Origin of the sequence: Saxibacter everestensis (assembly GCF_025787225.1) — a bacterium.
GTDB lineage: Bacteria > Actinomycetota > Actinomycetes > Actinomycetales > Brevibacteriaceae > Saxibacter > Saxibacter everestensis.
The window spans coordinates 96,407-121,748 of record NZ_CP090958.1 but is presented as its reverse complement, the minus strand read 5'-3'; the positions used below and the strand labels follow the sequence as shown (position 1 = coordinate 121,748).

The following is a 25,342-nucleotide window of genomic DNA, read 5'->3' as shown; positions in this document are numbered from 1 at the left end:
CCCATTCACTACCCGAGGAGCGGCAGTTTCATTATCATCCGACGACTTCAATCTGACTTCGGACGCCTGGTACTTGGGAAAGCCGCCTGTCTCCGGTAACAAGCACCACTTCCAGCAACTCCGCGAGAGCGACGTATGCCGCGTCGTACGGTGTGAGGGTGTCCCGCAGGGCCCAGGAGCGGTTGAGCAGCCGTCGATGAGCGACACGCTGCAGCGGCATCACAAGCAGGTCCGCCAATGCCAGGTCAGCGCGGCGTAGCTCAAGCTGCCCGGCCCTTACTTGCCGACGCCAGACGGAGGTGACCTCGAGATCAATCAGCTCCGGCGCCGCGAGAGTGTTGCCGCGCAAACCGACTTGACCCTGACGCTACGTCAGGCTTTAGCGTGAGTGGCATGACTATAACTGTCCTCGATACCGCTACAGGAATGTCCTCCGTTCTTTCCGCGGATGACGCTCGCCGCCGTGAAGCACTGTCTGACGTTCTGGCCCCGATGGAAGGAATGTTCCGGTACTTCCCGGGGGAGGTCGATCTGGTTGCGATGCACGCGATGAGTTTCGGATTCCCGCTCGATAGACAGTTGGATGAGACGAGGGACGCCCTCGCACGTCTGGTCGAGGCCGATGCGTGGGGGCGGATCGAACGTTCGCTGATTGCTGCGGTGGATGCTCAGGCACGTGCGGTCTCTGATCTCCATGTCCCGGACATCACCTGCCTTCTCGTCCTCGGAGACCCGACCGATGAGTACTTCATGGGTCCGGTCCGCGGATTCAGCGGGAACGGCAGCGCGACTGGCTACATCTCGCTAACTCTCTGGCCGACGGAAGAAAACCTGGCTCGGTTGGAAGCCGCCGCCGTTCACGAACTGAACCACAACCTCCGCTACGCACCAGGCGGTGTCGTTTGGGACCCGGCGGCCGTCGTAGTCGGCGAGCAGGTGGTGTCAGAAGGGCTCGCCGATGCGTTCGCCCGGCAGCTCTACGGAGAGAGTGGCTATACGCCCATTGGCGTTCCGCACCTTGGCGACGACGAAGTGTTCGACAAGGTGGTCTCCGGCCTTGACATCGGTGGGATGCAGAACTTCACCGCCTGGGTACATGGCGACCCCGCCGCTCAGCGCTTCGGCGTCGAGCCGGTCGGCCTTCCAGCCGGGGCCGGTTATGCAGTGGGGAACAGACTATTGGACGGTTATCTGACTGCATCGGGCACGACCGCGGCCGAAGCGCTGCACGCATCCAGCCGTGACATCATCGACGTCGCACTCCGAACGCTTCGGTGATACCGGCTACTCCCACACCGCCGTCTCCGGGTCGATCCCCTTCGCCAGTGCGTTGGCATCAATGATTTGCTTCGTCCACGCAGCCAGACCGGATTCGGCCCGATCGTAGGACTCGATGAATCCCGGCTCTGTGACGTACCTCCGCGCCACGAGGACGTGCATCGAGTGAGTGCAATGGAAGTATTCACTCATCGCCGTTCGGTGACGCTCCGCGAGAGCATTCGCAACATCGCTTCCCGGCGACGTTCCGTCCCGCATGGCTTGAGCCAACGTCGCTGTGATTTCCTGCTCCGACTCGACAATTCCGCGCCAATCGTCCGCTTTGCGCTTACTCGAGCGTTCCGCATACTCCGCCCATTGCGCGGAATCACCCCACCGTCGCCGTGCGGCCACACTCCACGACGGGTCCCACCCGGCACCGAACACGTCGAGCTGCTCCGCCTCGGCGAGCAGCACGCCGGACGAATCCGCGGCAAGTATCTTGTCCACATCCTCCGCGAGTTTCCGCAGATGACAGATCTTCTCAATGAGTTCCGCCCGTCGCCGCTCCAGCTCCTCCCGCCGCTCGACAGCACCCGCGTTCAGCAGTACGGGGATTTCCCCAAGCGGGATGCCAAGCTCTCGAAAAAGCAGCACTCGGCGCAAACGGGCGACATCGGCAGGAAGATACACGCGATATTTTCCGCTCGTCCGACCCGAGGGAGACGCCAACCCCAGCGTGTCCCAGTGATGCAACGTGCGAACACTCACGCCCAGCGACCGGGCGACGGCCCCGACGAGTTCAGCCTCATCAGCACTAGAACTATTCACATGACCAGCCTTTCAGATCCTGCGAACCTCAGAGTGGGCTGAATGCCCGGAAACGCATCCCTTCCGGCACGACCGTGTCAGTGTCCGACGTGACCGGGCTTCAGGTCGCCCTCCTGGGTTTGCAGCCCGTCCAGGAGCTTGCGGAGTAGTCGGGCCAACTGGTCGCGCTCCTCGTGGTCCAGGTGGTGAAGTAGTTGAAGTTCACGGCCCAGCACCAGGTCGACAAGGCGCTCCACAACGTCATGACCTGCCTGGGTGAGTTCGACATCGACCTGTCGCGAACCCGGTCCGCGCGGTGCGCGGATGACCAGCCCCTGCTTTTCTGCACGGGCCACTCGCTGAGTAATCGCGCCGGCCGTGATCAGCGCTGCACCGGCAAGCTCCCGGGTCGTCATGCGGTAGGGCGAGCCTGCGCGTCGAAGCGTCGACAGCAGGTCCAGTGTTGCGGCATCGGCGTCCGCTCCACGAAGGAGTCGGGTCCGATCGTCGCCGAAGAACTTCCCGGCCTGCCACAGGCGCGTAACAACACCGATCGAATCCACTGGAGTGCCTGGACGCTCACGCAGCCAGCCAAGAGCGATGGCGTCGACGGCATCGTTTGGGTCGAGCGACATGAATGCGCATCTTCCTGATCGTCGTGTACGTTTAGACCTAAACTTAGCAGATCGTGGAGGCATCGGATGAGCAAAACCGTAGTTGTGACCGGCGGAGGATCAGGCATCGGAAAGGCGATCGCACGGCAGTTTGCAGATGAGGGCGCAAAGGTAATCATCACCGGGCGGCGCGGAGACGTCCTTGAGCAGGCCGCCGCGGAGATCGGTGAAGGCGTGACGGCGAGGCCTTTCGACGCCTCCGATCCGCTACAGGTGGCGGAGTTCGCGGCCAGCATCAGCGACATTTCTGTGCTGGTCAACAACGCCGGAGGTAACACCGACTTCGATCGAACCGCCACAGGCGAACTGGGCGATCTGGCGGAGGCTTGGCGCGCCAATTTCGAATCGAATGTCGTCACCGCTGTACTGATGACGACGGCACTGAGGCCCGCATTGCGCAAGGGCGGAGCGATCATCACTATCGGCTCGATCGCCGCGGACAAGGGCGCCGGCTCGTACGGCGCGGCCAAGGCTGCGGTCGCATCCTGGAATGTGGACCTGGCAGGAGAAGTCGGGCCTGAGGGAATCACCGCGAATGTCGTGTCGCCCGGGTACATCGCAGAGACCGAGTTCTTCCGCGATGCTCTCACCGATGAGCGCAAAGAAGACCTGGTGGCGGCGACCATGACCGGACGAGCAGGTGCTCCCGGCGATATCGCGGCAATGGTCGGATTCCTTGCTTCTGAAAACGCGCGCCAGATCACGGGGCAGGTGCTCGCCGTCAACGGTGGAGAATGGACCACCCGCTGACCCGATAGCTGGCGCCGTAGTCGCGGCACAAAACGTCACCGGCTGCTTCCCGCAAGCGGACCATCAGGCAGCCGGCTTGTTCCAGACCAGCGAGTAGCGCCACATCGCCAACCGGGACCACTTGGCACCAGGCAGCACCCTGGCCGCACTGCGCCGCACGTCCGCGTATGTGTGGGGCGGCGGCCACACGATCGGCGCGGAATGAGCCCAAATGCCGTGACGGCGTTTAAAACCGTGTTGCTGGACGAGCCCGGCGACGTCATAGACCACGTCGATCGGGCGCGACGATCTCGCAAGGCCCACAGCAGCAACTACTCCGCCCGGTGCGGTCAGCTCGGCAAGGCGAGTGAGTGTCTGATCGAGGTCGGGTAGGTGGTGAATGGTCGCTACCGAGGCGACCACATCGAACGAGGCAAGCGGGAAGGGACAGGTCAGTATGTCCCCCTGGACCCAGCTCACGTCCGCATCCTCCTGACGGGCCAATTTCAGCACGTCGGCGTCAGGATCGATCCCGGTCACGTCGTCAACGAGCTTATGCAGCTCGGCTGCCAGCAGCCCGTTGCCCGTCCCGACGTCCAGAGCCGTCCGAGCTCCGGTTGGCACCGCATCGAGGATGAGGCGATGGTAGTGAATGTTGTTGTTCCACCGCGTGGGCCGCGCATCCGTCATGCGTCTACCGTGCAGTGCTTCCCTCGATGACCGCAAGCGATCGCCCTGAACGCGTACAGGACGCCCGACTCTACCGATGCGCGGGGTATCTGGGGTCAGCGGTCGGCCGGCACGTCGACGCCGCCGAATCCCTGCGGAGCGGTCGAGGACTTGGCCGTCGTCAGCTCCCCGGTGCGATACACCAGCCCGACCGGGTCGAGGCCACTCCACCTCAGAGCGGCCAGTCCGGCGCCGGCCAGGACCACGATCCCGACCGTGATCCATGCGACGCCGAGCGCGCACAACACGAGCGCCAGCCCGACAGCGATAGCAAGCAGGACCCCCATGTACACGACGCCGGCGATCCGGTCCCAGCGATGCCACCAGGGTTGCTGCCGGTCGAATGCGATGGCCTTGGTGTGGTCCCAGGTCTCACGGGCGTCGGTCATAGTGTCGGTCAGGGCCTTGACGTAGCCGCTGTGCAGGAACATGTCGTAGACGACCTCCGGCACGACGGTTCCGGCCAGGAGGACGGCGCGCCATCCACCGCGTTTGACCGACCACACCCTCTCGGCGACAACGAAACCGGTGACGTAGAACCAGAACCAGGACCACGGCACCGCGCCCCGGACGAGGAAGGTGAAAAGAAGCGTGGTGAGAAAGAACGGCACGAAGGCGACGCCGACATAGGTCATGATCTGTCTGACGATGTAGGGCGCGGTGTGACGGGTGAGGCCGTACTCGCGAAGGTTCTCCAGTGCGCCGCGCTGCCACCGCAACCGCTGGTGGAACAGGCGTGGTGCGGTGGGCATCACCTCGGTCCCCACGATGCACTCCTTCGGCGAGACGCATCGGTAGCCCAGGTGCTTGAGTGCCAGCGTTAGCTCGTTGTCTTCGGTGAGTGCGTGGACCGAGTAGACGCCGGTGCCTGACGGGAGACGGTCCTCTGCCCGCGCCCGCACGACGTCGCGAAGTGCCCGGACGGAGAAGAGGGTGGCCGTGCCGGTGAGCACGTCCGCGCGCCCTTTGCGGCGGCCGACGTCGCGCGCGTAGCGGATGTACTCGTTGTCCTGGAGGTGCCCGACGATCCCGGCCACCGGGTACCCGAGGAATACCCCGCCGACACCTCCGACCCTGGGACCGTCACCCTCCGGTTCTCTCAGACGACGGGCGGCCTCGGCGACGAAGGCAGGCGAGAGCGAGCCATCGGCATCCATGACCAGGACCGCGTCGTTGTCGGTGAGCCGCGGCAACAGGTCATCCAGGACCTGGTTGAGCGCGCCAGCCTTCTTCTCCAGATTGGCCACGGTAACCACGACCTTGACATCGTGGGCGAGGGCGATCTCGCGGGTCAGATCCATGCATCGGTCGGCGATCACGATGACCTCGTCGGGCACCCGCGTCTGGGCGGCGAGCGACTCCAGTGCCTCGCCGATGAGCGCAGCCTCATCATGCGCCGGGATCAGGACAACGATCCTTCCCGGCCCGACGTCTACCTGAGCACGCTCATAGCCGGGCTGCGTCAGACCCCGCGACGTGAGATTACGGGGCTGGCGCCGGAACGCACGACCGAGCCCTCGGTCCAACCGGCCACGAACCTCGCCCGTCTCCGCGTGCCCCTCCGTCGTTGCCGACTCCGTGCTCGCTGCATTCTCCATGGAGCCCACCTACCGATCCTGACCCGCGGCACCGGTCGGTCTGCGCCGTTGAGAAGACTCGACGGCGTATCGGGGGCGTGACCTACATTACAGGCAGGTCATGCGGAAGATTACACCGCGAGTCAGTCCCGGCGAGCGGTCTCCTGAAAGCTGTTGTCTTAAATGACAGTCATCACGACGCTTGAAGGGCCGGTCAACGGCGCGAGAACGGTCACAACCGGTCGCCGCTCTCGAGCGCCGCCATCATCTCGTCCGCGAACAGTTTGCTGGCCAGCGAATGAACGTGCCGCTCGCGGCGCACCAGCGAGAGCACATTCTCGCTGAATGTGCTTGCACTGATGGGGCGGAATGCGAGCCGCCCACTCCGCTGCTCGTCGGCGATGTCGTACTGACTGAGGAATGCCACGGCGGTGCCTGCCGATGCGAGTCGCTTCATCGTCTCGATCGATGTGGTGTGGAACGCAGGCTCGACGTCGAGTCCGGCGTTTACGAAGGCATCCGCGATGATCCCGTGCATCACCATGGACCGGTCCGCGAAAACCAGGGGGTAATTCGCGCACAGCTCCATCGGGATGCTCTTCAACCGGGCGAGTGGATGCTGCGCGGCGACGACCGCGCCCAAGCGTGCGTCGCGCTGCCAGCATACGGAGAGCTGTCCCGATTCTGGGATATTGAAACCCAACCCGAGGTCGGCCTCGCTGGTGGCAACTGCCTGCAGCATCTCACGTGCTGACATCGTGCGGATCGAGATCCGCACCTCGGGGTGGCGCGCATGGAAACGCACAGCCGCCACGGCGACGATGCTGCTTACAAGGCCTGTCATCGCCGCGATCACCACTTCACCCTGAGGCAGTGACTTCAGCGAATTCATCTCGGTGACCGTCTCGCGGTACTGCTGCATTGTCTGCCGAATATGCGTGACGAGAACCTCGCCGGCGGGCGTGAGCCGCATCCCGCGCGGGAGGCGATCGAATATTGGCTCTCCCAGTTCGCCCTCGAGCATCAATATCTGACGGTTGATCGCCGACGGCGCGACGTGCAGCCGCGCGCCCGCGGCTCGGATCGATCCGAGCCGGGCAACCTGATCGACATAGTTCATCAGCCGGGAATGGAGCATCCTGGCACCCCCTTTTGGGAAGAGTGTACGCAAAAAGCGTACGGTCCGTGCGAAAACGAGTGCTTGTCAGCAACGCGACTGTTGAGTTGCATTAGATGAGCACGGGCGAACGCCGGACAAGCGGACACGCTTCGACCGACTCGGTCCCGCGTGACAGATTCACCAAGCCGAACAATGGAGTGAGGATCAAGATGTTCCAGCAGGCGACCAAGACAGGTCAGATGGGGCTCTACGTGGATGCCGAGGAAGTGGGAGTGCAGGACGACTATGTCCGGTCCATCTTCGAAATCTTGCAGGGCGAGAGGGAGGCTGATCTCCTCCTGCATAACCTGAACATCCTCGACGTGCACAGTGAGGAGGTCTATCCCGGGTCGCTTCTCGTGCACGGTGGGCGGATCATCGCACTGCAGCCCGATGAGGAGATTCTCAAGGTGCGGGAGCGCTTCGACGGCGAAGGGCTGTACGCTATCCCCGGTCTGATCGACGCGCACCTTCACTTCGAATCGCAACTGGCACACCCCGCCGCCTTCGGCGAGGCGATCGTGCCTAGCGGCACGACCACGATCTTCGCAGAAACCCTCGACTTCGCCAGCGCCGCAGGCGACGAGGGCGTGGAAGCTGCCGGGGAACTGTTCCGGAACTACGAGAAGCTCCCCTACCGCATTTTCGCGTTCGCGCCTGGGAAGAAGGCATCTGTCGCCGTCACCGAGGCGATGCTGCAGATGGAGCCGGTGATCGGTCTGGGTGAGCTTGCGCACCTGTCTTATATGACGGGCAACGACGATGACTTTCGCCGATCCGCCTTGGGGCGAGCCACCGGTGGCTATGTCAACAATCACTGGGGCGTGACCGCTCTGCCCGATATGCTGCTGAACTACATGCCGGCCATCGGTGCGCACAACAACCATGACGTGTGGAACGAAGACGACATCGCCAAGAGCATCCGGTACGGGCAGAACACGCAGATCAAGTTCGGGGTGGGAAGTCCTGAGGTCATCAAGACGTTGTTCCGTGCCATCGTCAAGCGCCACTGGCCGGCCGAGAACTTCCAATTGTGCGCCGACAACATCTCTGTAGATCGGGTGCTGAAACGCGGCCACATTGATTGGGTGATCTCGCTGGCTATCGAGATGGGTGTCGACCCGATCAAGGCGATCAAGATGGGCACGTTGTACGCAGCGCGATCATTCGACAAGGATGACGACTTCGGCTCTCTCGCACCCGGGCGGTACGCCGACATCGTGCTCACCGACAGCCTGGCCAAAATCAATCCGCGGTATGTGTTCAAAGGCGGCGAGTTGGTCGCGAAGGATCGCAAGCTGATCGCTTCGTTGGACGGCCTCGACTACTCGGGCATGGTGAAGCAGCCCAAGCCTGGTCTTAGCGACCTCGGCCCCGGCCAGCTCGATATCACTCCGATCGAAATCTCCGCAGACGGCACGCTGGCTAAAGTGCTCGTGTTCGACGTGTATGGGCGAGGGCACCTGAAGTTCGCCGAGGAGGCCTGGATTCCCTATCGCGACGGCGCCATCGTGCCCGAACTGAACGGGGAGCGGTTGAACCGGATCTCTGTCGTACAGCGCTATTCCGATGGCGATCGCCACATCGTCAACGGGCTGTTCAAGGGCGTGAAGGTCAACCGCGGCGCTGTCTCGGTGTTCTGGCCGGCGCCGTTCCCCTATTTCGTTTCTGTTGGCACGGATGCAGCTGAGATGTGTGACAACCTTCTACGTCTGGACCAGAAGGTGGGCGGATGCCTCGTCACTGATGGTCTCGATGAGGTGGCCTCGCTCTCGCTCGACATCTACGGGGTCATGGCGGACACAGATCTCGCGGGCCTGCTGGAGGCGACTCGTTCCATCGACGCGGCGCTCGAGGATCTGGGCAACCGCAACGAGGGCGAGCCGGTCGTCAATAAGCTACTCACCCTGTTCATCTCGCTCGACCGCTTCGGATTCATGATCTGAGCTCATCAGCCACTCGTTCCCGGCAGCACTTGCCGGGCCCGAGTGGCCCGCATCGGCGGCAACGAGGCAGTCGATGCGAGCCAACGCACGCAGAGCCAATGGAGGCACTGGCATGAAACAGAAAAACGTTCAAGACGCCGGGATCATCGACAACGGCAGTCTCGTCCGACGCTGGGCGACATACATCCTCGGGATCTACATCCTCACCGTGGGCGTGAGTCTGGCGATCCGCGCCGGGATCGGGATCTCACCGCAAAGCAGTCTCACCCGAACTATGACCCTGGTGATGCCCGGGGTCAGTCAGGGAACGTTCAACTTCGCACTTGAAATCCTCATGCTCATCCTCGCGTTCGCGGTGATGCCGAAGGCGTTCGGATGGCGCAATCTCCTCTCGCTGATTCCCTCGGCGATTCTGGCCGTGCTCCTGGACTTCAACCTGGCCATCACGGAGTGGGTTGTAATAGAGCCGTACATCGGCAACCTCGGTCTACTGGTCTTCGCTGATGCCTTGTTGGCGTTCGGGTTGTTCCTTATGATCCGCGCCAATCTCGTGCTGATGCCCATCGATCTATTCGTGAACACCCTGCACAACAAGACCGGCCGCAAATGGGGGAACATCAAGACCATCTTCGATTGCTCACTGTTAGTGGTTTCGGCAGGTATCGGCCTGCTTTTCCTCGGTGCACCGCAGTTCATTCGCGAGGGCACGGTTCTGAACGCGGTGTTAGTCGGCCAGTATGTGAAGCTCTATACGTTCATCTACTCCAAGACCTTCGGCAAGCGAAACTCCGGCAAGGTGGGCGGTCCTCAGGAGCCCAGGGCGGCGGAACTCTGAGGGTGTTGCGGGTCAGGCAGTCCGTCTGGCCAGGACTTGCTCCCGCAGGATGTCGGCGTGGCCGCAGTGCTGCGCGAGTTCGCGCACCATATGCAGGTAAACCCGCCACAGCGGTCGCGGGCCACGGCCCTCGACAGTCTCCTCTAACTCCAGCGCGTCCACCGCTCGGCGGGACGCCTCACACGCATCTCGGTAGGCCGCCTGAAGTGATGCGATCGTGTCGTGCTTCTTAAGGATGAATGAGCCGTCCGGGGTGGACGCTAGTCCGATCTCCTTGCGTGATCGGCCGGTGATCGCCTCATCGAACCAGACGCCCTCCACGAAGATGGCGTGCTTGACCAGACCGAGCAGCGTGGTCCGCGACGGCACGAGGGACAACCGAGCCTCTTCCTCGGTCAGTCCGTTCAGGCTGTCGTGCAGTGCAGACCGGTATTCGTCGAGGTAAGAGTCGAACTGTGCGCGAAGCTCCCGGTTCACCGGCAATGAGTCCTTAACTAAATCCTGGTAAGAGGAACAGGTTTGGGGCGTCAGGGCCAAACTGGCTGGGACACCCCAAACCTGTTGGGGTCAAACCCCGTACTTCAAGAGGTTACAGATCTCCGAGCGGTTCGTGACTGGTGTCGGCGTCCTCATTGGAGCCGTCAGTCCCGCCTTCACCCACTCCTTGATCCTGTTCTGAAGGCTCATTGCTGAGGCCGTCATCCCGCACCCCGCCGGTGCCATCGGGCTGGTCCGGAGAACCCTCAACGCCGTCCGGTGTCGCATTTCCACTGGTTTCCGGGTCTAGTTCGCTTTCATACTCGCTCATGTCTCGCTCCACACTTTCCTCAACCGTGACGTAACGAAGCCGTGTGCTCGACCTGCGGGGCAACGATTAGCTGCCTCACGTCCTTGCTACCAGAAAGCGTCTCTACTGGCTAGGGCAGACTGGCAGCGGTCACGCTGGCTCGGGGCAAACTGGCTAGGGCCGGCCGGTTGTGGACACGCTGATTCGGGACAAACTGGCTAGGGCAGGCCGGCGCCTGCCGCGATCCGGGCGGTCTGGACGTACTGCCACAGCCCGTCCATCACAAGGTCAAGCCCGAAACCGAAGGCCTCCCGAGCGCGTTTCTCCGTACTGGGTGGCGGTGTTTCCAGCGCTGCCGCGAGGGCGGGGCTTGCCTGACTGCCCGGATTCCACACCACCTCCGGAGCAGCAACGTCGAGCGCCGAGCCCAGCACGAAGCTATCGAGCGTGGTGATCACCTTCAGCACATCGGCCGGCGTGAGGCCGAGGCCAGCCAATACATCGGCGAGGCGGTTGTACATCCGGGTCGTGCTTGGATGAGACACGGGATACGCGGTCAGCAGCGGTATCAGCCGTGGATGGCGCGCGTAGCTGTTCCGGTACTGCCAGCAGATCTCAACAACTGCGGCGCGCCAGTCGGATGTGTCCTCCGGCATGTGGATTCCTTCTGATGCAACGCCCCGCATCAGCTCGACGATCTCGTCCCGGCCGGAGACGTGATTGTAAAGCGACGACGGGCTCACGCCGAGCTCAGCCGCGAGGCCGGGGATAGTGAACTCGCCGCTACGGTCGACAATCTTCAGAGCCGCGCCGGCGATTCTCTCCACCGAGAGGATCGGCTGTCGTGGACGTGCCATGGTTCTCCTTGCGTCTTCGGTGGGCCTGATTGCGAATCTACCAATCTCACCAAGGGACTTGCGCCTGCCCGAGGTTGAATCCATAATAAACGAATTAGATTCGTTTTACCGATTTACAAGGGAGTTCTTCGCATGATCGAGCTAACCGCCCTGGATTCACCGGTCTCGCTTGCCCGGGTGAGGGAACCCAAGCGCCGTCCGTTGCGGATCGGGCTCGTGCAGCACAGCTGGAATGAGGATCCTGCTGCCCTGCGCGCCGAACTCAATGAGGGCATCGCCAGGGCAGCGGCTCTTGGCGCGAAGGCCGTCTTCCTTCCAGAACTCACACTTTCCCGGTATCCCGCCTCCGCGTACCCGACAACCGCACCCGGAGATACCGCAGAAGACCTGCTGACCGGGCCCACCTTCACCTTCGCCGCCGAGGCCGCCAGCGCACACGGAGTCTTCGTCCACGCCTCACTTTACGAGCGGGCGGAAGCCGCCGACGGCCTCGGACTCAACACCGCGATCCTCGTGTCGCCGTCCGGTGAACTGGTCGGGCGCACCCGCAAGCTGCACATTCCGATCACCGAGGGTTACTACGAGGACAAGTACTTCCGGGGTGGCAGCGACGCTGAGCCGTACCCCGTCTACGACGTTGACGGACTGGATGGCGCCCGACTCGGCATGCCGACCTGCTGGGACGAGTGGTTCCCGGAAGTCGCACGACTGTATTCGCTCGGCGGGGCGGAGCTCCTGGTGTACCCGACTGCGATCGGCTCTGAGCCCGGCCATCCCGACTTCGACACCCAGCCGCTGTGGCAACAGGTCATCGTCGGAAATGGCGTCGCCAACGGTTTGTTCATGGTCGTCCCGAACCGGTGGGGCAACGAAGGTGAGGTCAGCTTCTACGGCTCCTCGTTCATCTCCGATCCTTACGGCCGCATCCTGGTGCAGGCACCACGCGACGAATCTGCCGTACTTGTCGCCGACCTGGACTTGGAACAGCGCAATGATTGGCTGGACCTGTTCCCATTCCTGGCCACCCGCCGGCCGGACACCTATGCCCGCCTGACCGAGCCGGTCGCAACTTCCGAACCGGTCGCAGCTCCCGAGCCGGTCGCAGCTCCCGAGCCAGCCGCAGCTCCCGAGCCGGTCGCCGTATCGAGCGCGAATCGCGACGATGTGGAAGCAGGGGTCAGCCGATGACATGGCGGATGCCGGCAGAAACCGAGCCGCAGGAACGACTCTGGATGGCGTTCCCGGTAGAGGGATACAGCCTCGGCGACAGTGCCGAAGATGCCCACGAGGCCCGGTCAACCTGGGCGGCCGTGGCGAACGCTGCGGCCGAGTTCGAGCCGGTGACCGTGGTGGTTGATCCGCGCTCCACGTCATTCGCGAAGAAGTATCTTTCGACGGACATCGACCTGGTGGAAGCACCGCTGAACGATGCCTGGATGCGCGACATCGGCCCGACGTTCGTCGTCGACGATAACGGCCGGCTGGGCGGTGTGGACTGGATCTTCAACGGCTGGGGCCAGCAGGACTGGGCGGAATGGGATAAGGACGCCAAGATCGGCAGCCAGGTGATCGACCTCGCCGAAGCCCGGCCGGTGGCAACGAGCCTGGTCAACGAAGGTGGCGGCATAAATGTCGATGGCCAGGGCACGGTGCTGGTCACCGAGTCGGTACAACTGGATCCATATCGGAATCCTGACCTGACCCGGGCCGATATCGAAGCCGAACTGCACCGCACCATCGGGGCCAGCAAGGTGATCTGGCTGCCGCGCGGCCTGACCCGCGATGCCATGACTTACGGCACGAAGGGACACGTCGACATAGTGGCAACGATTCCTTCGCCGGGGGTCTTGTTGGTCCACAGCCAGCAGAATCCCAAGCATCCGGACTTCTCGGTGACCCGGGACCTGACCGCACTTCTGGCCGACTCAACCGACGCCAATGGAAACCGATGGCAGATCAGGGAGATCCCTGCTCCGGAAACGCTGTTCGACGCGGAAGGTCCGGTGGATTACAGCTACATCAACCATGTGGTGGTGAACAGCGGCGTTATCGCGTGTGCTTTTAATGATCCGGCCGACGACGCCGCGAAGGAGATCCTTGCCGAAAGCTACCCCGGCCGCAGCATCGTCACGATCGATGCCCGTCCACTGTTCGCCCGAGGCGGCGGAATCCACTGCATAACGCAGCAGCAGCCGGTGGCACGGACCCCCTGAGGCCCGACACACTGGCCAGCAACAAGCGAAACGGTCCGCTTTCTGCTTGTGCCGGGCAGTTATAAACACGCGGCTCAGCAACATAGTGGACCGTTTCGCCGTCGGCCTAGGCGCCGTCGCGGCTCATCACATCGATCGTGACGTCGTCGTCGGTGTACTCCGCTAGCTGTCGCCAACCCGAGGTTGAGCGAACTGCATCGCGTACGTCGTCGCCGGTCAGGTCGCCGTCGTCGAGCGGATGCCGCCAATGCACACTGATGAAGGTTCCGCCAGGTTCGAGGGACGCGGCGGCGCTGGCGAGCGCCGTCGTCAGTCCCTTGCATCCCAGGTAATAGCCGAGTTCGCTGAACACAACCAGGTCGAACGTTTCGGCCGGCCAGTCCTGCGCGGGGCGCCGTTCGAACCGGACATGGTTCTGCCCGGCATCCTGAAGTCGGCTTCCGGCGGTCTGCAACGCGCTCGCAACCACGTCAGTTGCCAACACCTCATCGCACCGGTCGGCCAGCAATCGGGTAAGCACACCGATGGAGCAGCCGGGCTCGAACGCCTTCCGATAGCGTGCTTGCGGCAGCATCGCCAGGGAGAGCGCGTACTTGCGTTGCTCGTACCAGCTTGTTTCGAAGCCCCAAGGATCGGGATCGGCCTCGTACATCTGCCGGAAATATTCGGCGTCCACCGCGTCCCCGCCAGCGCGGCTCATTCGGCACCGCTACTGAAAACGACTTCCGGCAGGTGCAGAAAGCGCTCGATAACGTGCGGTCCCAGCACGGCTCCCGCTTGCGGAATCGTCGGATCCGGAGAAAGCTGCGAACGGAACTGCGCAACGGCTTCCGCTTTGCGACGGTGGACGTCGGCGCTCAAGGTTGCCTGCTCGGCCCGTTCCCAGGGCACAGCAGGATGCTCCGGCCCGGCCCAGTGCCACATCCACACCGGGTACTCCATGCACCGGACCCCGGCAAGGGCAGCCGCCCGAACAGACGCTCGTCCGGTCGCTTCGTGATCGGGGTGCCCATCGTGCCGCCAGGACGTCAGGCAGAGCGCATTGGGCGGGGCGTTCCTCAGCACATCGGCTATCAGCCCGACAAGCCGGTCCTCCTCTGCCGCCACCTGCCCATCCCTCAGGCCGAGTCGGGCCGCGGCGCGGACGCCGAGCAGCCCAAGGGCGTGTTCTGACTCCCGCGCCCGCACGCGGGCCAGCTCGCCGGCACCGTAAAGTCGCGAGCCCGGGTGCGACCCATCTCCGTCGGTGACCGCTACCACCGTCACCTCGATCCCCCGATCGCGGGCCTGCGCCATTATTCCGCCGGCACCTAGTACTTCGTCGTCCGGGTGCGGCGCGACGACGACGAGACCGTCGCATTCACCCAGTGAGAATTCGGAGAATGTCCGCTGCCAGCCCTGCCATTCGGCCAGCGGTGTTCCTGGCTGTTGTGCGTCGAACGCTGGCGCGAGGCTCGTCACCATGGCGAGCCCCCTTCCACGAGCAGCGAGCCCAGTTCGGCCAGGTCCCGTTCAGCATGGCTTTGCCGGATGTATACCCCGAGGTCCGCTACCCTGCCGGCGTGCGCCGGGTCGGAGCAGAGCGGTCCAGCACCCAGCGCTCGGCCAACGTGGTCTATCACCGTCGCAGCACTGGATTCGGCAGTCGCGCGTGCTGTGAACGCCCGGATCTTCCCGGTGCCACGTTCGTCTTTCGGATCTTCGTCAATCGCGGTCGCTGCTTGTTCGAGCACTGCCCAGGCAGCGCCGAGGCTGACCTGGACGGCGCCGAGATGCGCCCGGGTGAGGTCGTCGTCGCGCCTACCGGCCTGGTCGAAGAGCGTGTCAGCCACGCCGGTGGCACCGCCGTACCAGCATGCCGCGACTCCGATTCCGCCCTGCCAGAAGCCTGGACGGTTGACGTAGCCGCCCGGAACGCCGACCGGCTCAGCAACGGCGTCGCTGAACTCTACAGCGCCCGAATCACTCGCCGCCATGCCTACCGCGTGCCAAGAGTCCGGTACTGCGCGGATGCCGGGCTGACGCAGATCGACGGCAAAAAGTCGTTTCCCGCTAGCGCCCGGATCGGCGTCCACCGATGCAGTTACCAGCGCGTGCGTGCAGTGGTGCGCTCCGGAACACCAGAGCTTGGTCCCGTCCAGCCGCCACAATTCACCGGATTCGGCCCGGCTCGCGCTCAACCGGGGCCGCGGCGGTTCAGCTGCCCATACTCCCCAAAGCTGGTCCCGGCCAGCCGCGGTCCAGGTGCGGCTGCCACCCAGTTCGTGCAGGATCGCGTCAGCATCCGCGTGCCCCTCAGCCAGCCGGCCGAGGACGACATTGCTCCGGGTCAACTCGGCGAGCGCCCGCCATCGCTGCAGGGTGCTGCCCTCCCCCGGCCGCGGCAGCTCGAGCTCCCCAGCTGAAATGCGCTGGCGCAGGTCGCCCACGACCTCAGCGCCCCTCATCTGTTTGCCTCCTGGAGAGCGAGGCGCTGCAGGTGGTCTGCGAACCCTGCTGGCGCCCGGCCCCTGACTCGACCCGAGGTAAGGACAGGCAGATCATCGGCCCACGCGACGCTGGCATCGGCAGACAGGAAGCGATGGACCAGATCGACGTCCTCGTCATGTACGAGCGGGCGGAATCCACCCACCCGGGAATACAGCGTGGAGCTGAAGCCGATATTCGCGCCGTGGATGTGTCGGGCGTGCTCGACGTAGGACTGTTCGTACCCGTCCCGCACATTGCTCGAGTAGCCTGACCAGTCGTCGACGCGCACAGTGCCGGCCACCGCGTCGTAACCTGAGTCCGCGTAGCTCAGCTGGCGGCGCAACCAGTCGGGCGGAACACGTGAATCAGCGTCGGTGGTCGCCAGCCAGGTCGCGTCGTTGATCCCGGGATTGCCGCCGTCAGGAGCCCGTGCATGCTCGAACCCAGCCGCGCGAGCCGTCCCGACGTTGAGAGCGTCGACTACCACCCTGGTTACGTCGAACCGTTCCGCGATGCCCGGCGAATCGTCGGTGCAGGAATCGAGCACGACAACGACCGACACCGGGACGGCCACGTTGGCGACCGCAGCACTGAGGCCGTCGAGGCAACGAGCCAGCAGGCTACTTTCGTTGTGCACTGGCACCACAACAACGAGATTACGCAAGCGATTCTTCATCCATCCATCCCTGGCCGGCCATGGTTGCGAGAGTCAAATTTCGTCCCTCCCCGGACGCTAGGGGCCGCGGGCGGCGAAAGGGTCCACTTTCTCGTTGCGCCGGCACTCACAAGCACCAGTTTCAGCGACATAGCGGACCGTTTCGCCGGCCGGGCTCGTCGTCCTCGCGGCTCATCACTTCGGCCGGCGCGACTTGGTCAGCGGTTTTCCGAGCGAACCATCCAGCTGTACTGCTCAATCTTGCTCAGCACCTCGTGGAGCAGGTCGGCAGAGGTCGGATCCTCTTCGTCGACGGCATCGTGCACATCCCGTACGGCCGCTGCTGTCGCGTCCAGGCGCTCGGTAATCAGGTCGACGGTCTTGGATGTATCGACTTCGCCGGCCGGAAACTCCGGTAGGTCAGACGATTCCGCGACCGTGGCCGCGCGTCCGTCCGGCACCGCGTGCAACGCCCGCATCCGCTCGGCAATCGTGTCCGAAAGGAGCCTGGCGTCATCAATGATTTCGTCGAGCTGCAGATGCAGGTCACGGAAGTTGTGACCGATGACGTTCCAGTGCGCCTGCTTGCCTTGAACGTGCAGGTCAATAAGGTCGACCAGGACCCGCTGGAGGTTGGCGCTGAGAGTGTCTGAGGCTTTCATGCTGTGTCCTTTCCTCTTCTCTGATGTCGTTCCGCCGCCGCGGCAGCCGGATCGATGGACGCACTGCGGCGGCAATCGACTCTAAACCTACCCGTCGGTTGAACTGCTAAACGCCCTGCCGGTGAAGATCACCGCCTGAGTGACGCAACACACAATTCTCCCGGGGTATGGCTGGCTAAACCCACCGGAAGCTGGGTATGAACTGAGTCAAGAGACGTTTGTTTGCGGTCCGGCTCCCGGAATGCGTACAGTCGTCCGAGGTAATTCACATCAAATAGAAAGGAAATCTCATGGGTTTTCTAGGGTTTATCGTGTTGGGCCTAATCGTGGGCGTCATTGTCAAGGCAGTTCTTCCGGGCCGGGTCGGTGGCGGCTGGATCACCAGCATCATCCTCGGCATCGTCGGCGCGATCGTCGGTGGCTGGCTCGGTTCGCTGATCTTCGGATCTGACCTCGGCACATTCTTCGACATCAAGACCTGGATTCTTGCAATCATCGGCGGACTCGTCGTTGCCGGCATCTGGGGCTTCATCAAGGGCCGCAACAAGAAGGCCAACGCCTGATCGCTTTTCTGCGACCACGACGCCCCACCGATCCCGAGCGATCGGTGGGGCGTCGTGCTGTGCGGGAGAGTTTCCGGGTCAGCATCTGCGTTTGGCGGGGGGCTAGTTTCCGGCGGGAGGGTTAATTCCCCAGTGGTAGGCCTTCTGCCCCAATTTCGACTGCTAAACCTCCCAGTGGCCCGGCATCCGGCATCCGGCCGGCGGGCCCGGACAATCCGGCCAGCGGCCCGGCATCCGGCCGGCGGCCCGGACAATCCGGCCAGCTGAACCCAGCTTGGCTGGAGACGTTCGTCAGCGACTGGTGTCGGCGGTCTTTCCGGCGCCGCGGATAACCCCTACGACAAAGCCAAGCCCCCAGCTGAGGTGCATCGTCGGCAGCACGGCGACGAATGCCAGCCGTTCCCGCAACGACACCTTCTTGGCGGTCACCCCGACCGCCAGCAGTCCGAGGACGTACGTCACCGAAGGAACATGCACCAGCGCTGCGACTGTGCGCAGCGGCTTCGGCCATGATCCCCTGGACCCGGAAAGCTGCAGCAGCAGCTCAAGCAGGCTGACGGCCGAGGCGATCACCAGCGCCGGGGGTGCGAAGTATCGCACGCCATTCTTTGCTCCGTGCCTCCGAATCAGCTCACCCCGCCAGATGCCGGTTGCGTAGAACTGACGAGCAACCTTCGACCAGGTCGCCCGCGGCCAGTACGTCACCTCAAGCGCCGGGTTGAACCACACCAGTCCGCCAGAATCGCGAATCCGCAGGTTCAATTCCCAATCCTGGCCGCGCCGCAGGGTTTCGTCGAACATTCCGACGTTCACCAGGGCTTCCCGCCGAAAGATACCAAGGTACGCCGATTCGGCCGGGCCTTCCTCTGAGCCAGTATGGTAAGCGACCCCACCCAAGCCGACCTTGCTGGTGTACGCCCGGGCGACCGCCCTCTGAAACGGGGTCTCGCCCCGGGCCAGCATCAGGCCACCGACATTTGCCGCTCCGGTGCGGCGCAGCGTCTCGACTCCAACCTCCGCGTAGTCCGGGCTGAGCTCGGAATGCGCGTCGACCCTGATCACCACCGGATACTGCGAGGCGGCGATCGCCAGGTTCAGGCCGATCGGGGTCGCACCCTGGGGGTTGTCCACAGTGTGCAGCCGGCCATCCTCGGCCTGCAGGCGCGCGACCACGTCATTCGTGTTGTCGGTCGAGGGACCGAGCGCAAGGATGACTTCCTTTGGCCCCTGGTACTCCTGGGCGAGGATAGTGCGGACGGCGGCCTCGATGTACGGCCCCTCGTTCAGCACGGGCATGATGAACGTGACACCCGGATGCTCGCCGAGCGGAGTCAGATCGGCCATGGCTACTTCGACTGTTCGTAGGCTTCGATGACGTCTTTCGCGTCGCCATCCATCTTAAGTTCGCCCTTGTTGATCCAGATCACCCGGTTACAGGTGTCGCGGATCGAGCGCATCGAGTGGCTCACCAGGAAGACAGTTCCGGCCTTCTCCCGGATACCGCGAATCCGCTCCTCGCTTCGCTTCTGGAAGTCCTTGTCTCCTACCGACAATGCCTCGTCAACGATCAGGATCTCGTGTTCCTTCGAGGTTGCGATCGCGAACTTCAGCCTGGCCGACATGCCCGAGGAGTAGGTGCGCATCGGCAGCTCCATAAACTCGCCGAGCCCGGAAAAGCTCACAATCTCGTCGTACTTCTCCTCGACCTCTTTTTTGCTGAACCCCAGGGCGAGTCCGCCGAGCGTTACATTCTTCTCCCCGGACAGTTCCTTCAGCAGAGCGGCGCCGACGCCGAGCAGGTTTGGCCGCGACGATGCGTACACGGCACCTTTGGTCGCAGGTGTGAGGCCGACGATCGCCCGCATCAGCGTGGACTTGCCGGAACCGTTCGATCCGATAATCCCGATGCTCTCGTTCTCATAGGCGGTGAACGACACTCCCTTGAGGGCGCTCACGGTGCGCACCCCCCGCGCCCTGCGATCGAAGAGCTTGTACGCGCCGGCAAAGGTCTTGCGGCCGGTCGCCATCACCTTGTAGTCCACGTGGAGATTGTCGACGACGACGACCGGACGCCGACCGTCCTCGTGGTTAGTCGTCTCGGCCATAGCGTTCCTCAGCCTCCCAGAAGAAAATCGAGCCGAACGCCAGCAGGATCAGCGACCAGCACGCCGCGTAGATCCAGAACATCGGCGGCACGTCGTACCCCGGCACGAGCAGTCCCCGAACAATGGTCATGAATTCGTGCAGCGGCTGGAAGTCGTACACCTTCAGCGCGGTTGGGTAGTCGACGAGTATCTTCTGCGGATCGAAGAAAACGCCGCTCGTGTAGAAAAAGATCCTTGAGATGAACGGCAGCAGCTGGTCCAGATCGCGGAAGTGCACGGTGAGCCGGGCCGCGATCAGCGTTACACCGGTGTTGAAGCAGATGTAGAGCGCGAATGCCGGTATCAGCAGGAGCCAGTCGAACTGGATCGGCGAGCCCATCACGATATTGATCAGCAGCATCACCAGCACCATTGGTCCGAAGCTCAGTGCCTGCTGCGCGGCGGTGGCCAACGGCAACACCATCCGCGGGAAGGCGAGGCTCTGCACCAACGCCGTATTCTTGGTGATCGATTTCGACCCTTGACCCATCGAATGATTGAAGAACTCGAACATCATCACGCCGACAACCAGGTACTGGACGAAGTTCTCCGGCCGGTTACCCGCCTGCAGCAGCCCGAAGACCACGCCGTAGACCACGGCGCTGAGCAGTGGTTTCAGCACAACCCAGGCCATACCGAGCCGGTTGCGTTCGTTGTCGCCCTGAATCCTGAATCGAGCCAGCGAATAGATGAATGCTCGCCGGGCCCAGACCTGACGGATGTAGGCAGGGAATGTCGGGCGCGCACCCACTCGCCGTAGCTGGTGCTGCGCCGCGTAATCGGCCAAGCTCATATGTGTAAGGACCCCTACCCGTTCGGACATGGGCTCTTCGTGGGAGCCCTCTCAAACCTACCCGATTGTAATGGAGAAACATGTCCGTTCAGAATCAATCCGGTTGGCTGCCGGTGGCCGGAACATGAATCGAGTCGGTCGCTGCTACCCGAATCGAGTCGGTGGCCGAGCCGGTGCCAGGCATCACGCCTTGCCCTTGGAGAACGCTTTGAAGTCGAATCCCGGATCGGCGACCTGCCCGGGAGTGACCCCGCGTCCTGCGCCAAGGGTGCGCCTGGCCGCTACATGATCGCTCGGCTGGCTCACCGACTCCACCGCGGACAGTATGCCCGATCGAAAGCTGAACACCGAGAATCTTCCGGCCTCCAGATCCCCGCGGATGAGAGTTTCGTCACCGGGTAGCGTGACACCCGCGATATAGAGCTTCAGGTCACCCTGATGCGTCCAGAACCACGGCAGGTCTGAGTACTCCTCGTCCGTGCGCCCGAGCAACCGTTTACCGAGGTACCTGCCCTGGTCGGTGGCATTCTGCTCGGACTCGAGCCGCAGAATCGTACCGGTGTGCCTGCTCGGAAAGCTAACGCAATCCCCGATCGCCCAGATGTGCGGATCCGAGGTCTGCAGCGTAGCGTCCACCGAGATTCCATTGGCAGTGGCCAGTCCCGCCTCGACCGCAAGTTCCTCGTTCGGCACGACGCCCGCGGCAATCAGGACCAGATCGGCCGGATACACCTGACCGCTGCTGCCCCGCACACCCTTGACTCGTCGTCGGTCGGTGGTACCGGCGATTGTGGTTGGACTGGCGCTTGGGTCTTCGGCGAGAATCTCTGCCGCAGCCTCGCCCAGCTGCAACCGGACGCCGCGCCTTGCATGCTCCCCGGCAAAGTATTCAGACATCGCCGGGCTGAGCACCCTCGCCATCGGCCGCTCGGCAAACTCCAGAACCGTGGCGTGAGCGCCCCAGAGCGCGGCTGCGCTGGCGAACTCCAGACCGATAAAGCCGCCGCCGACGACCACGACGTTGCCCGCATCCTTCAAACTGCGGCGCAGGTCTTGGGCATGGCCCAACTCCCGCAGTTCCAGAACGCCATCCAGCTCGCCGCCCTTGATCGGCAGCGGCCGGTTGCGCGCGCCGGTAGCCAGAACCAGATCGGTGTAGCTCAGCTCAGACGGGACGTCTCCGGCGTCAACATCTGTCCGGCCGGCATCCTCGTGCGTGGCGGTCGGGACGGCATCCTCGTGTGTGGCGGCCGGGACGGCATCCCCCTGCGCTACCGCCTCCAGGCGCACCTTCTGTCGCTCGCGATCGATGCCGACCACGCGGACGCCAAGTAGCAGCTCGACCTCGTTTTCCGGATAGAACGCGGCGGGACGCAGTGGTACCACGTGTGCGACATCGTTTGCCGGGTCGAGGAAACCCTTCGACAGCGGAGGGCGCTCGTAGGGCTGCACACTTTCGGCGGACACCAACGTGATCCGGCCCGGGAAACCTTCGGCCCGGAGCGTGTCCGCCACCTGCACGCCGGCCAGGCCGGCGCCCGCAATCACCACATGCCTGTTGCTCATCACCCCATTGTTCCGCAGGCAGCAAGCGCCGAGATCGCCGGCTCGCTCAGCGCAAAGTCTTCGGCGACGGCGACGGCGACGGCGACGGCGACGGCGACGGCGACGGCGACGGCCGACTGCGACGGCGACGCTAGCTGACTGTGCCGAGCAACGCCCGATGCGCCTCACGCCGTTCGGCTTGCGCCTGCGGGTCGGGCACCGGCAGCGAGGCGATCAGCCGGCGGGTGTAATCGTTGCGCGGGTCGTTCAGCACCTGGGACCCAGGTCCCTGCTCGACAAGCTCGCCATGGAACAGCACGCCGATCCGGTGCGCCAGCATGTCGACCACGGCCAGGTCGTGACTGATGAACAAGCATGCGAAGCCAAATTCGGTCTGCAGCTCCTTGAACAGCTCAAGCACCCGGGCCTGCACCGACACGTCCAGCGCGCTGGTCGGCTCGTCGGCGACCAGCAGTTTGGGGTCCAGCGCCAGGGCCCGCGCCAGCGAGGCCCGCTGCCGCTGCCCGCCGGAGAGCTCGTGCGGGAAGCGGTCGGCATAGCTGCGGGGCAGCTGCACCGCCTCCAACAGTTGCTCCACCCGGGCGCGGTTCGCCTTGTTGCCCTGGTCGGCACGGTGCACGGCCAGGGGTTCGGCAACGCACTCCGCGATCGTCAGGTGTGGGTTGAACGATGCCGCCGGGTCCTGGAAAACGAAACCGATCTGCTCGCGCTTCGGCTTAAAGGTGCGTTCCTTGAAGCCAAGCATCTCCTGACCAAATACCTTGAGGCTTCCCTCGCTGATCTTGTTCAGACCGGCAATGGCACGACCGATCGTTGTCTTGCCGGAACCTGATTCACCGACCAGCCCAAGCACCTCACCCTCGTGGATGGCGAAGTCGACGCCCTTGACTGCCCGAAACGCCTTCTTGCCGAGCCGTCCCGGGAATTCGATCACCAGGCCCTTCGCCTCGACCACTACGGGCTTCGTGGTCTGCGCCTGCAAGGCGTCGGCGGACATGGTGCCCGACGCCGAATTACGACCGAGGTGCGGAACTGCCGAGAGCAGATTCTTGGTGTACTGCTCTCTGGGATTGGCGAAGAGCTCGACGGCCGTGGCCTCCTCGACCAGCTTGCCCTGATACATCACGGCTACCCGGTCGGCGAGGTCGGCCACGACGCCCATATTGTGGGTAATCAGCACGATCGAGGTGCCGAAATTGTCGCGGCAGTCCCGCAGCAGCGCAAGGATCTCCGCCTGAACGGTGACGTCCAGCGCCGTTGTCGGCTCGTCCGCAACGATCAACCCGGCGTCGAGCGCCAGCGCCATCGCGATCACGACGCGCTGCTTCTGTCCGCCGGAGAGTTGATGCGGATAGTAGTTGACCCGCTCATCGGCATCCGGAATGCCAACCTTCTTCAGCGCCTCGACGGCGCGCGCCTTGGCCGCCTTCTTGCTCAGCTTCGGATCGTGCGCTCTCAGGCCTTCGGCGATCTGCCAACCGACCGTGAAGACCGGATTCAGCGCCGTCGACGGCTCCTGGAAGACCATCGCAACATCCCGGCCCCGCAGCTCACGCAGGCGCTTCGCCGAAACCGAGATGACGTCGTTCTTGCCGATCACAACCGCTCCCCGGCTGGTCGCCGTCTCCGGCAACAGCCCGAGGATGGTTTTCGCGGTGACCGTCTTCCCGGAGCCCGACTCCCCCACGATCGCCAGCACCTCGCCGGCATCGACCGAAAGCGTGACGTCATCCACGGCCTTGACCGCTCCGGCATCGGTCGCAAAGGTGACTTCGAGGTTATCGATCGCCAGCACCCGACCGGTCGGGCGTTTCTTGTCGCTCATTACTTGTCCTTCCGATCGATGTTGTCCGCGCCGTCGTCCCGATATCCAGCGTTCAGGCCATCCGTAGTGCCGGGACCACCGAGGCCGCGATCCTCGCCGTCCAGGCCGTCCTGCATCGACGTTTGCACCGCCGCGCCGGTTCCAGCCGCGGCGCGTCGTCGGCCACGAAGGCGTGGATCGTTCAGGTCATTCATACTCTCGCCCACCAGGGTGATGCCGAGAACGGCAAGCACGATGGCCAATCCCGGGAACAGACCGGTCCACCAGATGCCGCTGGTGGTGTCCGAAAGTGCCTTGTTCAGGTCGTATCCCCATTCGGCGGCCGACGTCGGCTCGATGCCGAAACCGAGGAAGCCGAGGCCTGCCAGCGTGAGGATCGCCTCCGAGGAGTTGAGCGTGAAGATCAGCGGCAGCGTGCGGGTCGAGTTGCGGAAAATGTGCCGGAACATCACCCGGATATTGGACGAGCCGACCACCTTGGCCGCTTCGACAAACGCTTCGCCCTTCAGTCGCAGTGTCTCCGCGCGAATGACCCGGAAGTACTGCGGGATGAAGACGACGGTGATCGAAATGGCAGCGGCCATGATGCCACCCCAGGCGCTCGAGCGCCCTCCGCTGATCACAATCGACATCACGATGGCGAGCAGCAGCGACGGAAATGCGTAAATGGCGTCAGCGACGACCACCAGAATCCGGTCCAGCCAGCCGCCGATGTAGCCGGAGATCAGGCCGAGGATGACGCCGATGAAGATCGACATCAGCACGGCCGCGATAATCACCGCGACCGCGGTCTGCGTTCCCCAGATCACCCTGGACAACACGTCGAAACCGCCAGAGGTCGTGCCGAGCAGATGCTGCGCCGAAGGCGCCTGCTGTGCGCCGAAGGAACCTTCGTCATTGGCGAGCTGCGAGAAGCCGTAGGGCGCGAGTAATGGGGCGAAAATCGCGGTGAGCAGCAGGATCCCGGTGAGCACGAGTCCGGCGACCAGCATCCCGCGCTGCAGGCCGACGCTCTTGTTCAGGTGCGAGATGACCGGAAGCCGTGATGTCCAGCTTTGTTTCGTTGGCCGCATGATGACTTCTGTAGACATG

Annotated in this window: 27 protein-coding genes; 7 read left to right on the top strand and 20 right to left on the bottom strand. The window is 63.6% G+C overall.

Annotated elements, in window-relative coordinates:
• Window positions 1–34: 34 nt before the first annotated feature.
• Window positions 35–349, bottom strand: a complete 315-nt coding sequence (locus tag LWF01_RS00600) for a type II toxin-antitoxin system VapC family toxin (protein ID WP_349639098.1) — start codon at window positions 347–349, stop codon at window positions 35–37.
• Between the two features lie 44 nt (window positions 350–393).
• Between LWF01_RS00600 and LWF01_RS00595 the strand changes: the two genes are divergently transcribed.
• Window positions 394–1,278: a DUF2268 domain-containing putative Zn-dependent protease gene (locus LWF01_RS00595; RefSeq protein WP_349639097.1), complete on the top strand. Its 885-nt coding sequence runs from the start codon at window positions 394–396 to the stop codon at window positions 1,276–1,278.
• A 6-nt stretch (window positions 1,279–1,284) separates the two neighbouring features.
• On the opposite strand, the gene LWF01_RS00590 is transcribed toward LWF01_RS00595, so the two are convergent.
• Complete coding sequence (locus LWF01_RS00590; protein WP_349639096.1) at window positions 1,285–2,088, bottom strand: MerR family transcriptional regulator; 804 nt, start codon at window positions 2,086–2,088, stop codon at window positions 1,285–1,287.
• 77 nt (window positions 2,089–2,165) lie between these two features.
• Window positions 2,166–2,702: a MarR family winged helix-turn-helix transcriptional regulator gene (locus LWF01_RS00585; protein WP_349639095.1), complete on the bottom strand. Its 537-nt coding sequence runs from the start codon at window positions 2,700–2,702 to the stop codon at window positions 2,166–2,168.
• Window positions 2,703–2,768: 66 nt separating this feature from the next.
• Here LWF01_RS00585 and LWF01_RS00580 point away from each other — a divergent pair, with 66 nt between their 5' ends.
• Complete coding sequence (locus LWF01_RS00580; protein ID WP_349639094.1) at window positions 2,769–3,491, top strand: SDR family NAD(P)-dependent oxidoreductase; 723 nt, start codon at window positions 2,769–2,771, stop codon at window positions 3,489–3,491.
• A gap of 63 nt (window positions 3,492–3,554) precedes the next feature.
• Here LWF01_RS00580 and LWF01_RS00575 read toward each other — a convergent pair whose 3' ends face one another.
• The 3 genes from LWF01_RS00575 to LWF01_RS00565 form a co-directional block, all read right to left on the bottom strand.
• Window positions 3,555–4,160 (bottom strand): class I SAM-dependent methyltransferase, encoded by a 606-nt coding sequence (locus LWF01_RS00575; protein WP_349639093.1) that lies wholly within the window; start codon window positions 4,158–4,160, stop codon window positions 3,555–3,557.
• A gap of 95 nt (window positions 4,161–4,255) precedes the next feature.
• Window positions 4,256–5,797 (bottom strand): glycosyltransferase family 2 protein, encoded by a 1,542-nt coding sequence (locus LWF01_RS00570; protein ID WP_349639092.1) that lies wholly within the window; start codon window positions 5,795–5,797, stop codon window positions 4,256–4,258.
• A 211-nt stretch (window positions 5,798–6,008) separates the two neighbouring features.
• Complete coding sequence (locus LWF01_RS00565; RefSeq protein ID WP_349639091.1) at window positions 6,009–6,914, bottom strand: LysR family transcriptional regulator; 906 nt, start codon at window positions 6,912–6,914, stop codon at window positions 6,009–6,011.
• Between the two features lie 95 nt (window positions 6,915–7,009).
• Here LWF01_RS00565 and LWF01_RS00560 point away from each other — a divergent pair, with 95 nt between their 5' ends.
• Both LWF01_RS00560 and LWF01_RS00555 read left to right on the top strand, forming a co-directional pair.
• Window positions 7,010–8,881, top strand: coding sequence for an amidohydrolase family protein (locus LWF01_RS00560; RefSeq protein WP_349639090.1), 1,872 nt, complete (start codon window positions 7,010–7,012; stop codon window positions 8,879–8,881).
• A gap of 112 nt (window positions 8,882–8,993) precedes the next feature.
• The gene (locus LWF01_RS00555) at window positions 8,994–9,716 is read left to right on the top strand and encodes a YczE/YyaS/YitT family protein (protein ID WP_349639089.1); all 723 of its coding nucleotides are present in this window, start codon (window positions 8,994–8,996) and stop codon (window positions 9,714–9,716) included.
• Between the two features lie 12 nt (window positions 9,717–9,728).
• On the opposite strand, the gene LWF01_RS00550 is transcribed toward LWF01_RS00555, so the two are convergent.
• From LWF01_RS00550 to LWF01_RS00540, 3 genes are all read right to left on the bottom strand, one after another.
• Window positions 9,729–10,193, bottom strand: coding sequence for a DinB family protein (locus LWF01_RS00550; protein ID WP_349639088.1), 465 nt, complete (start codon window positions 10,191–10,193; stop codon window positions 9,729–9,731).
• 112 nt (window positions 10,194–10,305) lie between these two features.
• On the bottom strand, window positions 10,306–10,524 hold the full coding sequence (locus tag LWF01_RS00545) for a hypothetical protein (protein WP_349639087.1): 219 nt from the start codon (window positions 10,522–10,524) through the stop codon (window positions 10,306–10,308).
• Window positions 10,525–10,721: 197 nt separating this feature from the next.
• Complete coding sequence (locus LWF01_RS00540; protein ID WP_349639086.1) at window positions 10,722–11,360, bottom strand: TetR/AcrR family transcriptional regulator; 639 nt, start codon at window positions 11,358–11,360, stop codon at window positions 10,722–10,724.
• Window positions 11,361–11,492: 132 nt separating this feature from the next.
• Here LWF01_RS00540 and LWF01_RS00535 point away from each other — a divergent pair, with 132 nt between their 5' ends.
• Together LWF01_RS00535 and LWF01_RS00530 are read left to right on the top strand one after the other, a co-directional pair.
• Window positions 11,493–12,548, top strand: coding sequence for a nitrilase-related carbon-nitrogen hydrolase (locus tag LWF01_RS00535; RefSeq protein WP_349639085.1), 1,056 nt, complete (start codon window positions 11,493–11,495; stop codon window positions 12,546–12,548).
• Window positions 12,549–12,556: 8 nt separating this feature from the next.
• Window positions 12,557–13,573, top strand: coding sequence for an agmatine deiminase family protein (locus LWF01_RS00530; RefSeq protein ID WP_349639084.1), 1,017 nt, complete (start codon window positions 12,557–12,559; stop codon window positions 13,571–13,573).
• A gap of 106 nt (window positions 13,574–13,679) precedes the next feature.
• On the opposite strand, the gene LWF01_RS00525 is transcribed toward LWF01_RS00530, so the two are convergent.
• From LWF01_RS00525 to LWF01_RS00505, 5 genes are all read right to left on the bottom strand, one after another.
• Window positions 13,680–14,273: an SAM-dependent methyltransferase gene (locus LWF01_RS00525; RefSeq protein ID WP_349639083.1), complete on the bottom strand. Its 594-nt coding sequence runs from the start codon at window positions 14,271–14,273 to the stop codon at window positions 13,680–13,682.
• On the bottom strand, window positions 14,270–15,037 hold the full coding sequence (locus LWF01_RS00520; RefSeq protein ID WP_349639082.1) for a PIG-L deacetylase family protein: 768 nt from the start codon (window positions 15,035–15,037) through the stop codon (window positions 14,270–14,272). Before LWF01_RS00520 ends, LWF01_RS00525 begins: the two co-directional genes overlap by 4 nt.
• Window positions 15,031–16,020 (bottom strand): acyl-CoA dehydrogenase family protein, encoded by a 990-nt coding sequence (locus tag LWF01_RS00515; protein WP_349639081.1) that lies wholly within the window; start codon window positions 16,018–16,020, stop codon window positions 15,031–15,033. The genes LWF01_RS00520 and LWF01_RS00515 overlap by 7 nt, the downstream gene beginning before the upstream one ends.
• Entirely contained in the window at window positions 16,017–16,718 is a 702-nt protein-coding gene (locus LWF01_RS00510) for a glycosyltransferase family 2 protein (protein WP_349639080.1), read from the bottom strand. The genes LWF01_RS00515 and LWF01_RS00510 overlap by 4 nt, the downstream gene beginning before the upstream one ends.
• A 197-nt stretch (window positions 16,719–16,915) precedes the next feature.
• Entirely contained in the window at window positions 16,916–17,359 is a 444-nt protein-coding gene (locus LWF01_RS00505) for a Dps family protein (protein ID WP_349639079.1), read from the bottom strand.
• 290 nt (window positions 17,360–17,649) lie between these two features.
• Between LWF01_RS00505 and LWF01_RS00500 the strand changes: the two genes are divergently transcribed.
• Entirely contained in the window at window positions 17,650–17,922 is a 273-nt protein-coding gene (locus LWF01_RS00500; RefSeq protein ID WP_349639078.1) for a GlsB/YeaQ/YmgE family stress response membrane protein, read from the top strand.
• Window positions 17,923–18,213: 291 nt separating this feature from the next.
• Here LWF01_RS00500 and LWF01_RS00495 read toward each other — a convergent pair whose 3' ends face one another.
• From LWF01_RS00495 to LWF01_RS00470, 6 genes are all read right to left on the bottom strand, one after another.
• A complete protein-coding gene (locus LWF01_RS00495; protein WP_349639077.1) occupies window positions 18,214–19,266 on the bottom strand; it encodes a glycosyltransferase family 2 protein in 1,053 nt (350 codons plus the stop codon).
• 2 nt (window positions 19,267–19,268) lie between these two features.
• Entirely contained in the window at window positions 19,269–20,027 is a 759-nt protein-coding gene (locus LWF01_RS00490) for an ABC transporter ATP-binding protein (RefSeq protein WP_349639076.1), read from the bottom strand.
• On the bottom strand, window positions 20,011–20,859 hold the full coding sequence (locus LWF01_RS00485; protein WP_349639075.1) for an ABC transporter permease: 849 nt from the start codon (window positions 20,857–20,859) through the stop codon (window positions 20,011–20,013). Before LWF01_RS00485 ends, LWF01_RS00490 begins: the two co-directional genes overlap by 17 nt.
• 183 nt (window positions 20,860–21,042) lie before the next feature.
• Window positions 21,043–22,425 carry an NAD(P)/FAD-dependent oxidoreductase gene (locus LWF01_RS00480; protein ID WP_349639074.1) on the bottom strand — a complete coding sequence of 461 codons (1,383 nt, stop codon included), beginning with the start codon at window positions 22,423–22,425 and terminating at the stop codon, window positions 21,043–21,045.
• Window positions 22,426–22,555: 130 nt separating this feature from the next.
• Window positions 22,556–24,250, bottom strand: coding sequence for a dipeptide ABC transporter ATP-binding protein (locus LWF01_RS00475; RefSeq protein ID WP_349639073.1), 1,695 nt, complete (start codon window positions 24,248–24,250; stop codon window positions 22,556–22,558).
• Window positions 24,250–25,341 (bottom strand): ABC transporter permease, encoded by a 1,092-nt coding sequence (locus LWF01_RS00470; RefSeq protein WP_349639072.1) that lies wholly within the window; start codon window positions 25,339–25,341, stop codon window positions 24,250–24,252. Before LWF01_RS00470 ends, LWF01_RS00475 begins: the two co-directional genes overlap by 1 nt.
• Window position 25,342: the final 1 nt, after the last annotated feature.

Excerpts from the sequence above, each read along its gene's own strand:
- LWF01_RS00595 (WP_349639097.1), top strand. The coding sequence starts at position 394 with ATGACTATAACTGTCCTCGATACCGCTACAGGAATGTCCTCCGTTCTT.
- LWF01_RS00585 (WP_349639095.1), bottom strand. The coding sequence starts at position 2,702 with ATGTCGCTCGACCCAAACGATGCCGTCGACGCCATCGCTCTTGGCTGG.
- LWF01_RS00580 (WP_349639094.1), top strand. The coding sequence starts at position 2,769 with ATGAGCAAAACCGTAGTTGTGACCGGCGGAGGATCAGGCATCGGAAAG.
- LWF01_RS00575 (WP_349639093.1), bottom strand. The coding sequence starts at position 4,160 with ATGACGGATGCGCGGCCCACGCGGTGGAACAACAACATTCACTACCAT.
- LWF01_RS00570 (WP_349639092.1), bottom strand. The coding sequence starts at position 5,797 with ATGGAGAATGCAGCGAGCACGGAGTCGGCAACGACGGAGGGGCACGCG.
- LWF01_RS00565 (WP_349639091.1), bottom strand. The coding sequence starts at position 6,914 with ATGCTCCATTCCCGGCTGATGAACTATGTCGATCAGGTTGCCCGGCTC.
- LWF01_RS00560 (WP_349639090.1), top strand. The coding sequence starts at position 7,010 with ATGAGCACGGGCGAACGCCGGACAAGCGGACACGCTTCGACCGACTCG.
- LWF01_RS00555 (WP_349639089.1), top strand. The coding sequence starts at position 8,994 with ATGAAACAGAAAAACGTTCAAGACGCCGGGATCATCGACAACGGCAGT.
- LWF01_RS00545 (WP_349639087.1), bottom strand. The coding sequence starts at position 10,524 with ATGAGCGAGTATGAAAGCGAACTAGACCCGGAAACCAGTGGAAATGCG.
- LWF01_RS00540 (WP_349639086.1), bottom strand. The coding sequence starts at position 11,360 with ATGGCACGTCCACGACAGCCGATCCTCTCGGTGGAGAGAATCGCCGGC.
- LWF01_RS00535 (WP_349639085.1), top strand. The coding sequence starts at position 11,493 with ATGATCGAGCTAACCGCCCTGGATTCACCGGTCTCGCTTGCCCGGGTG.
- LWF01_RS00530 (WP_349639084.1), top strand. The coding sequence starts at position 12,557 with ATGCCGGCAGAAACCGAGCCGCAGGAACGACTCTGGATGGCGTTCCCG.
- LWF01_RS00525 (WP_349639083.1), bottom strand. The coding sequence starts at position 14,273 with ATGAGCCGCGCTGGCGGGGACGCGGTGGACGCCGAATATTTCCGGCAG.
- LWF01_RS00520 (WP_349639082.1), bottom strand. The coding sequence starts at position 15,037 with ATGGTGACGAGCCTCGCGCCAGCGTTCGACGCACAACAGCCAGGAACA.
- LWF01_RS00515 (WP_349639081.1), bottom strand. The coding sequence starts at position 16,020 with ATGAGGGGCGCTGAGGTCGTGGGCGACCTGCGCCAGCGCATTTCAGCT.
- LWF01_RS00510 (WP_349639080.1), bottom strand. The coding sequence starts at position 16,718 with ATGAAGAATCGCTTGCGTAATCTCGTTGTTGTGGTGCCAGTGCACAAC.
- LWF01_RS00505 (WP_349639079.1), bottom strand. The coding sequence starts at position 17,359 with ATGAAAGCCTCAGACACTCTCAGCGCCAACCTCCAGCGGGTCCTGGTC.
- LWF01_RS00500 (WP_349639078.1), top strand. The coding sequence starts at position 17,650 with ATGGGTTTTCTAGGGTTTATCGTGTTGGGCCTAATCGTGGGCGTCATT.
- LWF01_RS00495 (WP_349639077.1), bottom strand. The coding sequence starts at position 19,266 with ATGGCCGATCTGACTCCGCTCGGCGAGCATCCGGGTGTCACGTTCATC.
- LWF01_RS00490 (WP_349639076.1), bottom strand. The coding sequence starts at position 20,027 with ATGGCCGAGACGACTAACCACGAGGACGGTCGGCGTCCGGTCGTCGTC.
- LWF01_RS00485 (WP_349639075.1), bottom strand. The coding sequence starts at position 20,859 with ATGAGCTTGGCCGATTACGCGGCGCAGCACCAGCTACGGCGAGTGGGT.
- LWF01_RS00480 (WP_349639074.1), bottom strand. The coding sequence starts at position 22,425 with ATGAGCAACAGGCATGTGGTGATTGCGGGCGCCGGCCTGGCCGGCGTG.
- LWF01_RS00475 (WP_349639073.1), bottom strand. The coding sequence starts at position 24,250 with ATGAGCGACAAGAAACGCCCGACCGGTCGGGTGCTGGCGATCGATAAC.
- LWF01_RS00470 (WP_349639072.1), bottom strand. The coding sequence starts at position 25,341 with ATGTCTACAGAAGTCATCATGCGGCCAACGAAACAAAGCTGGACATCA.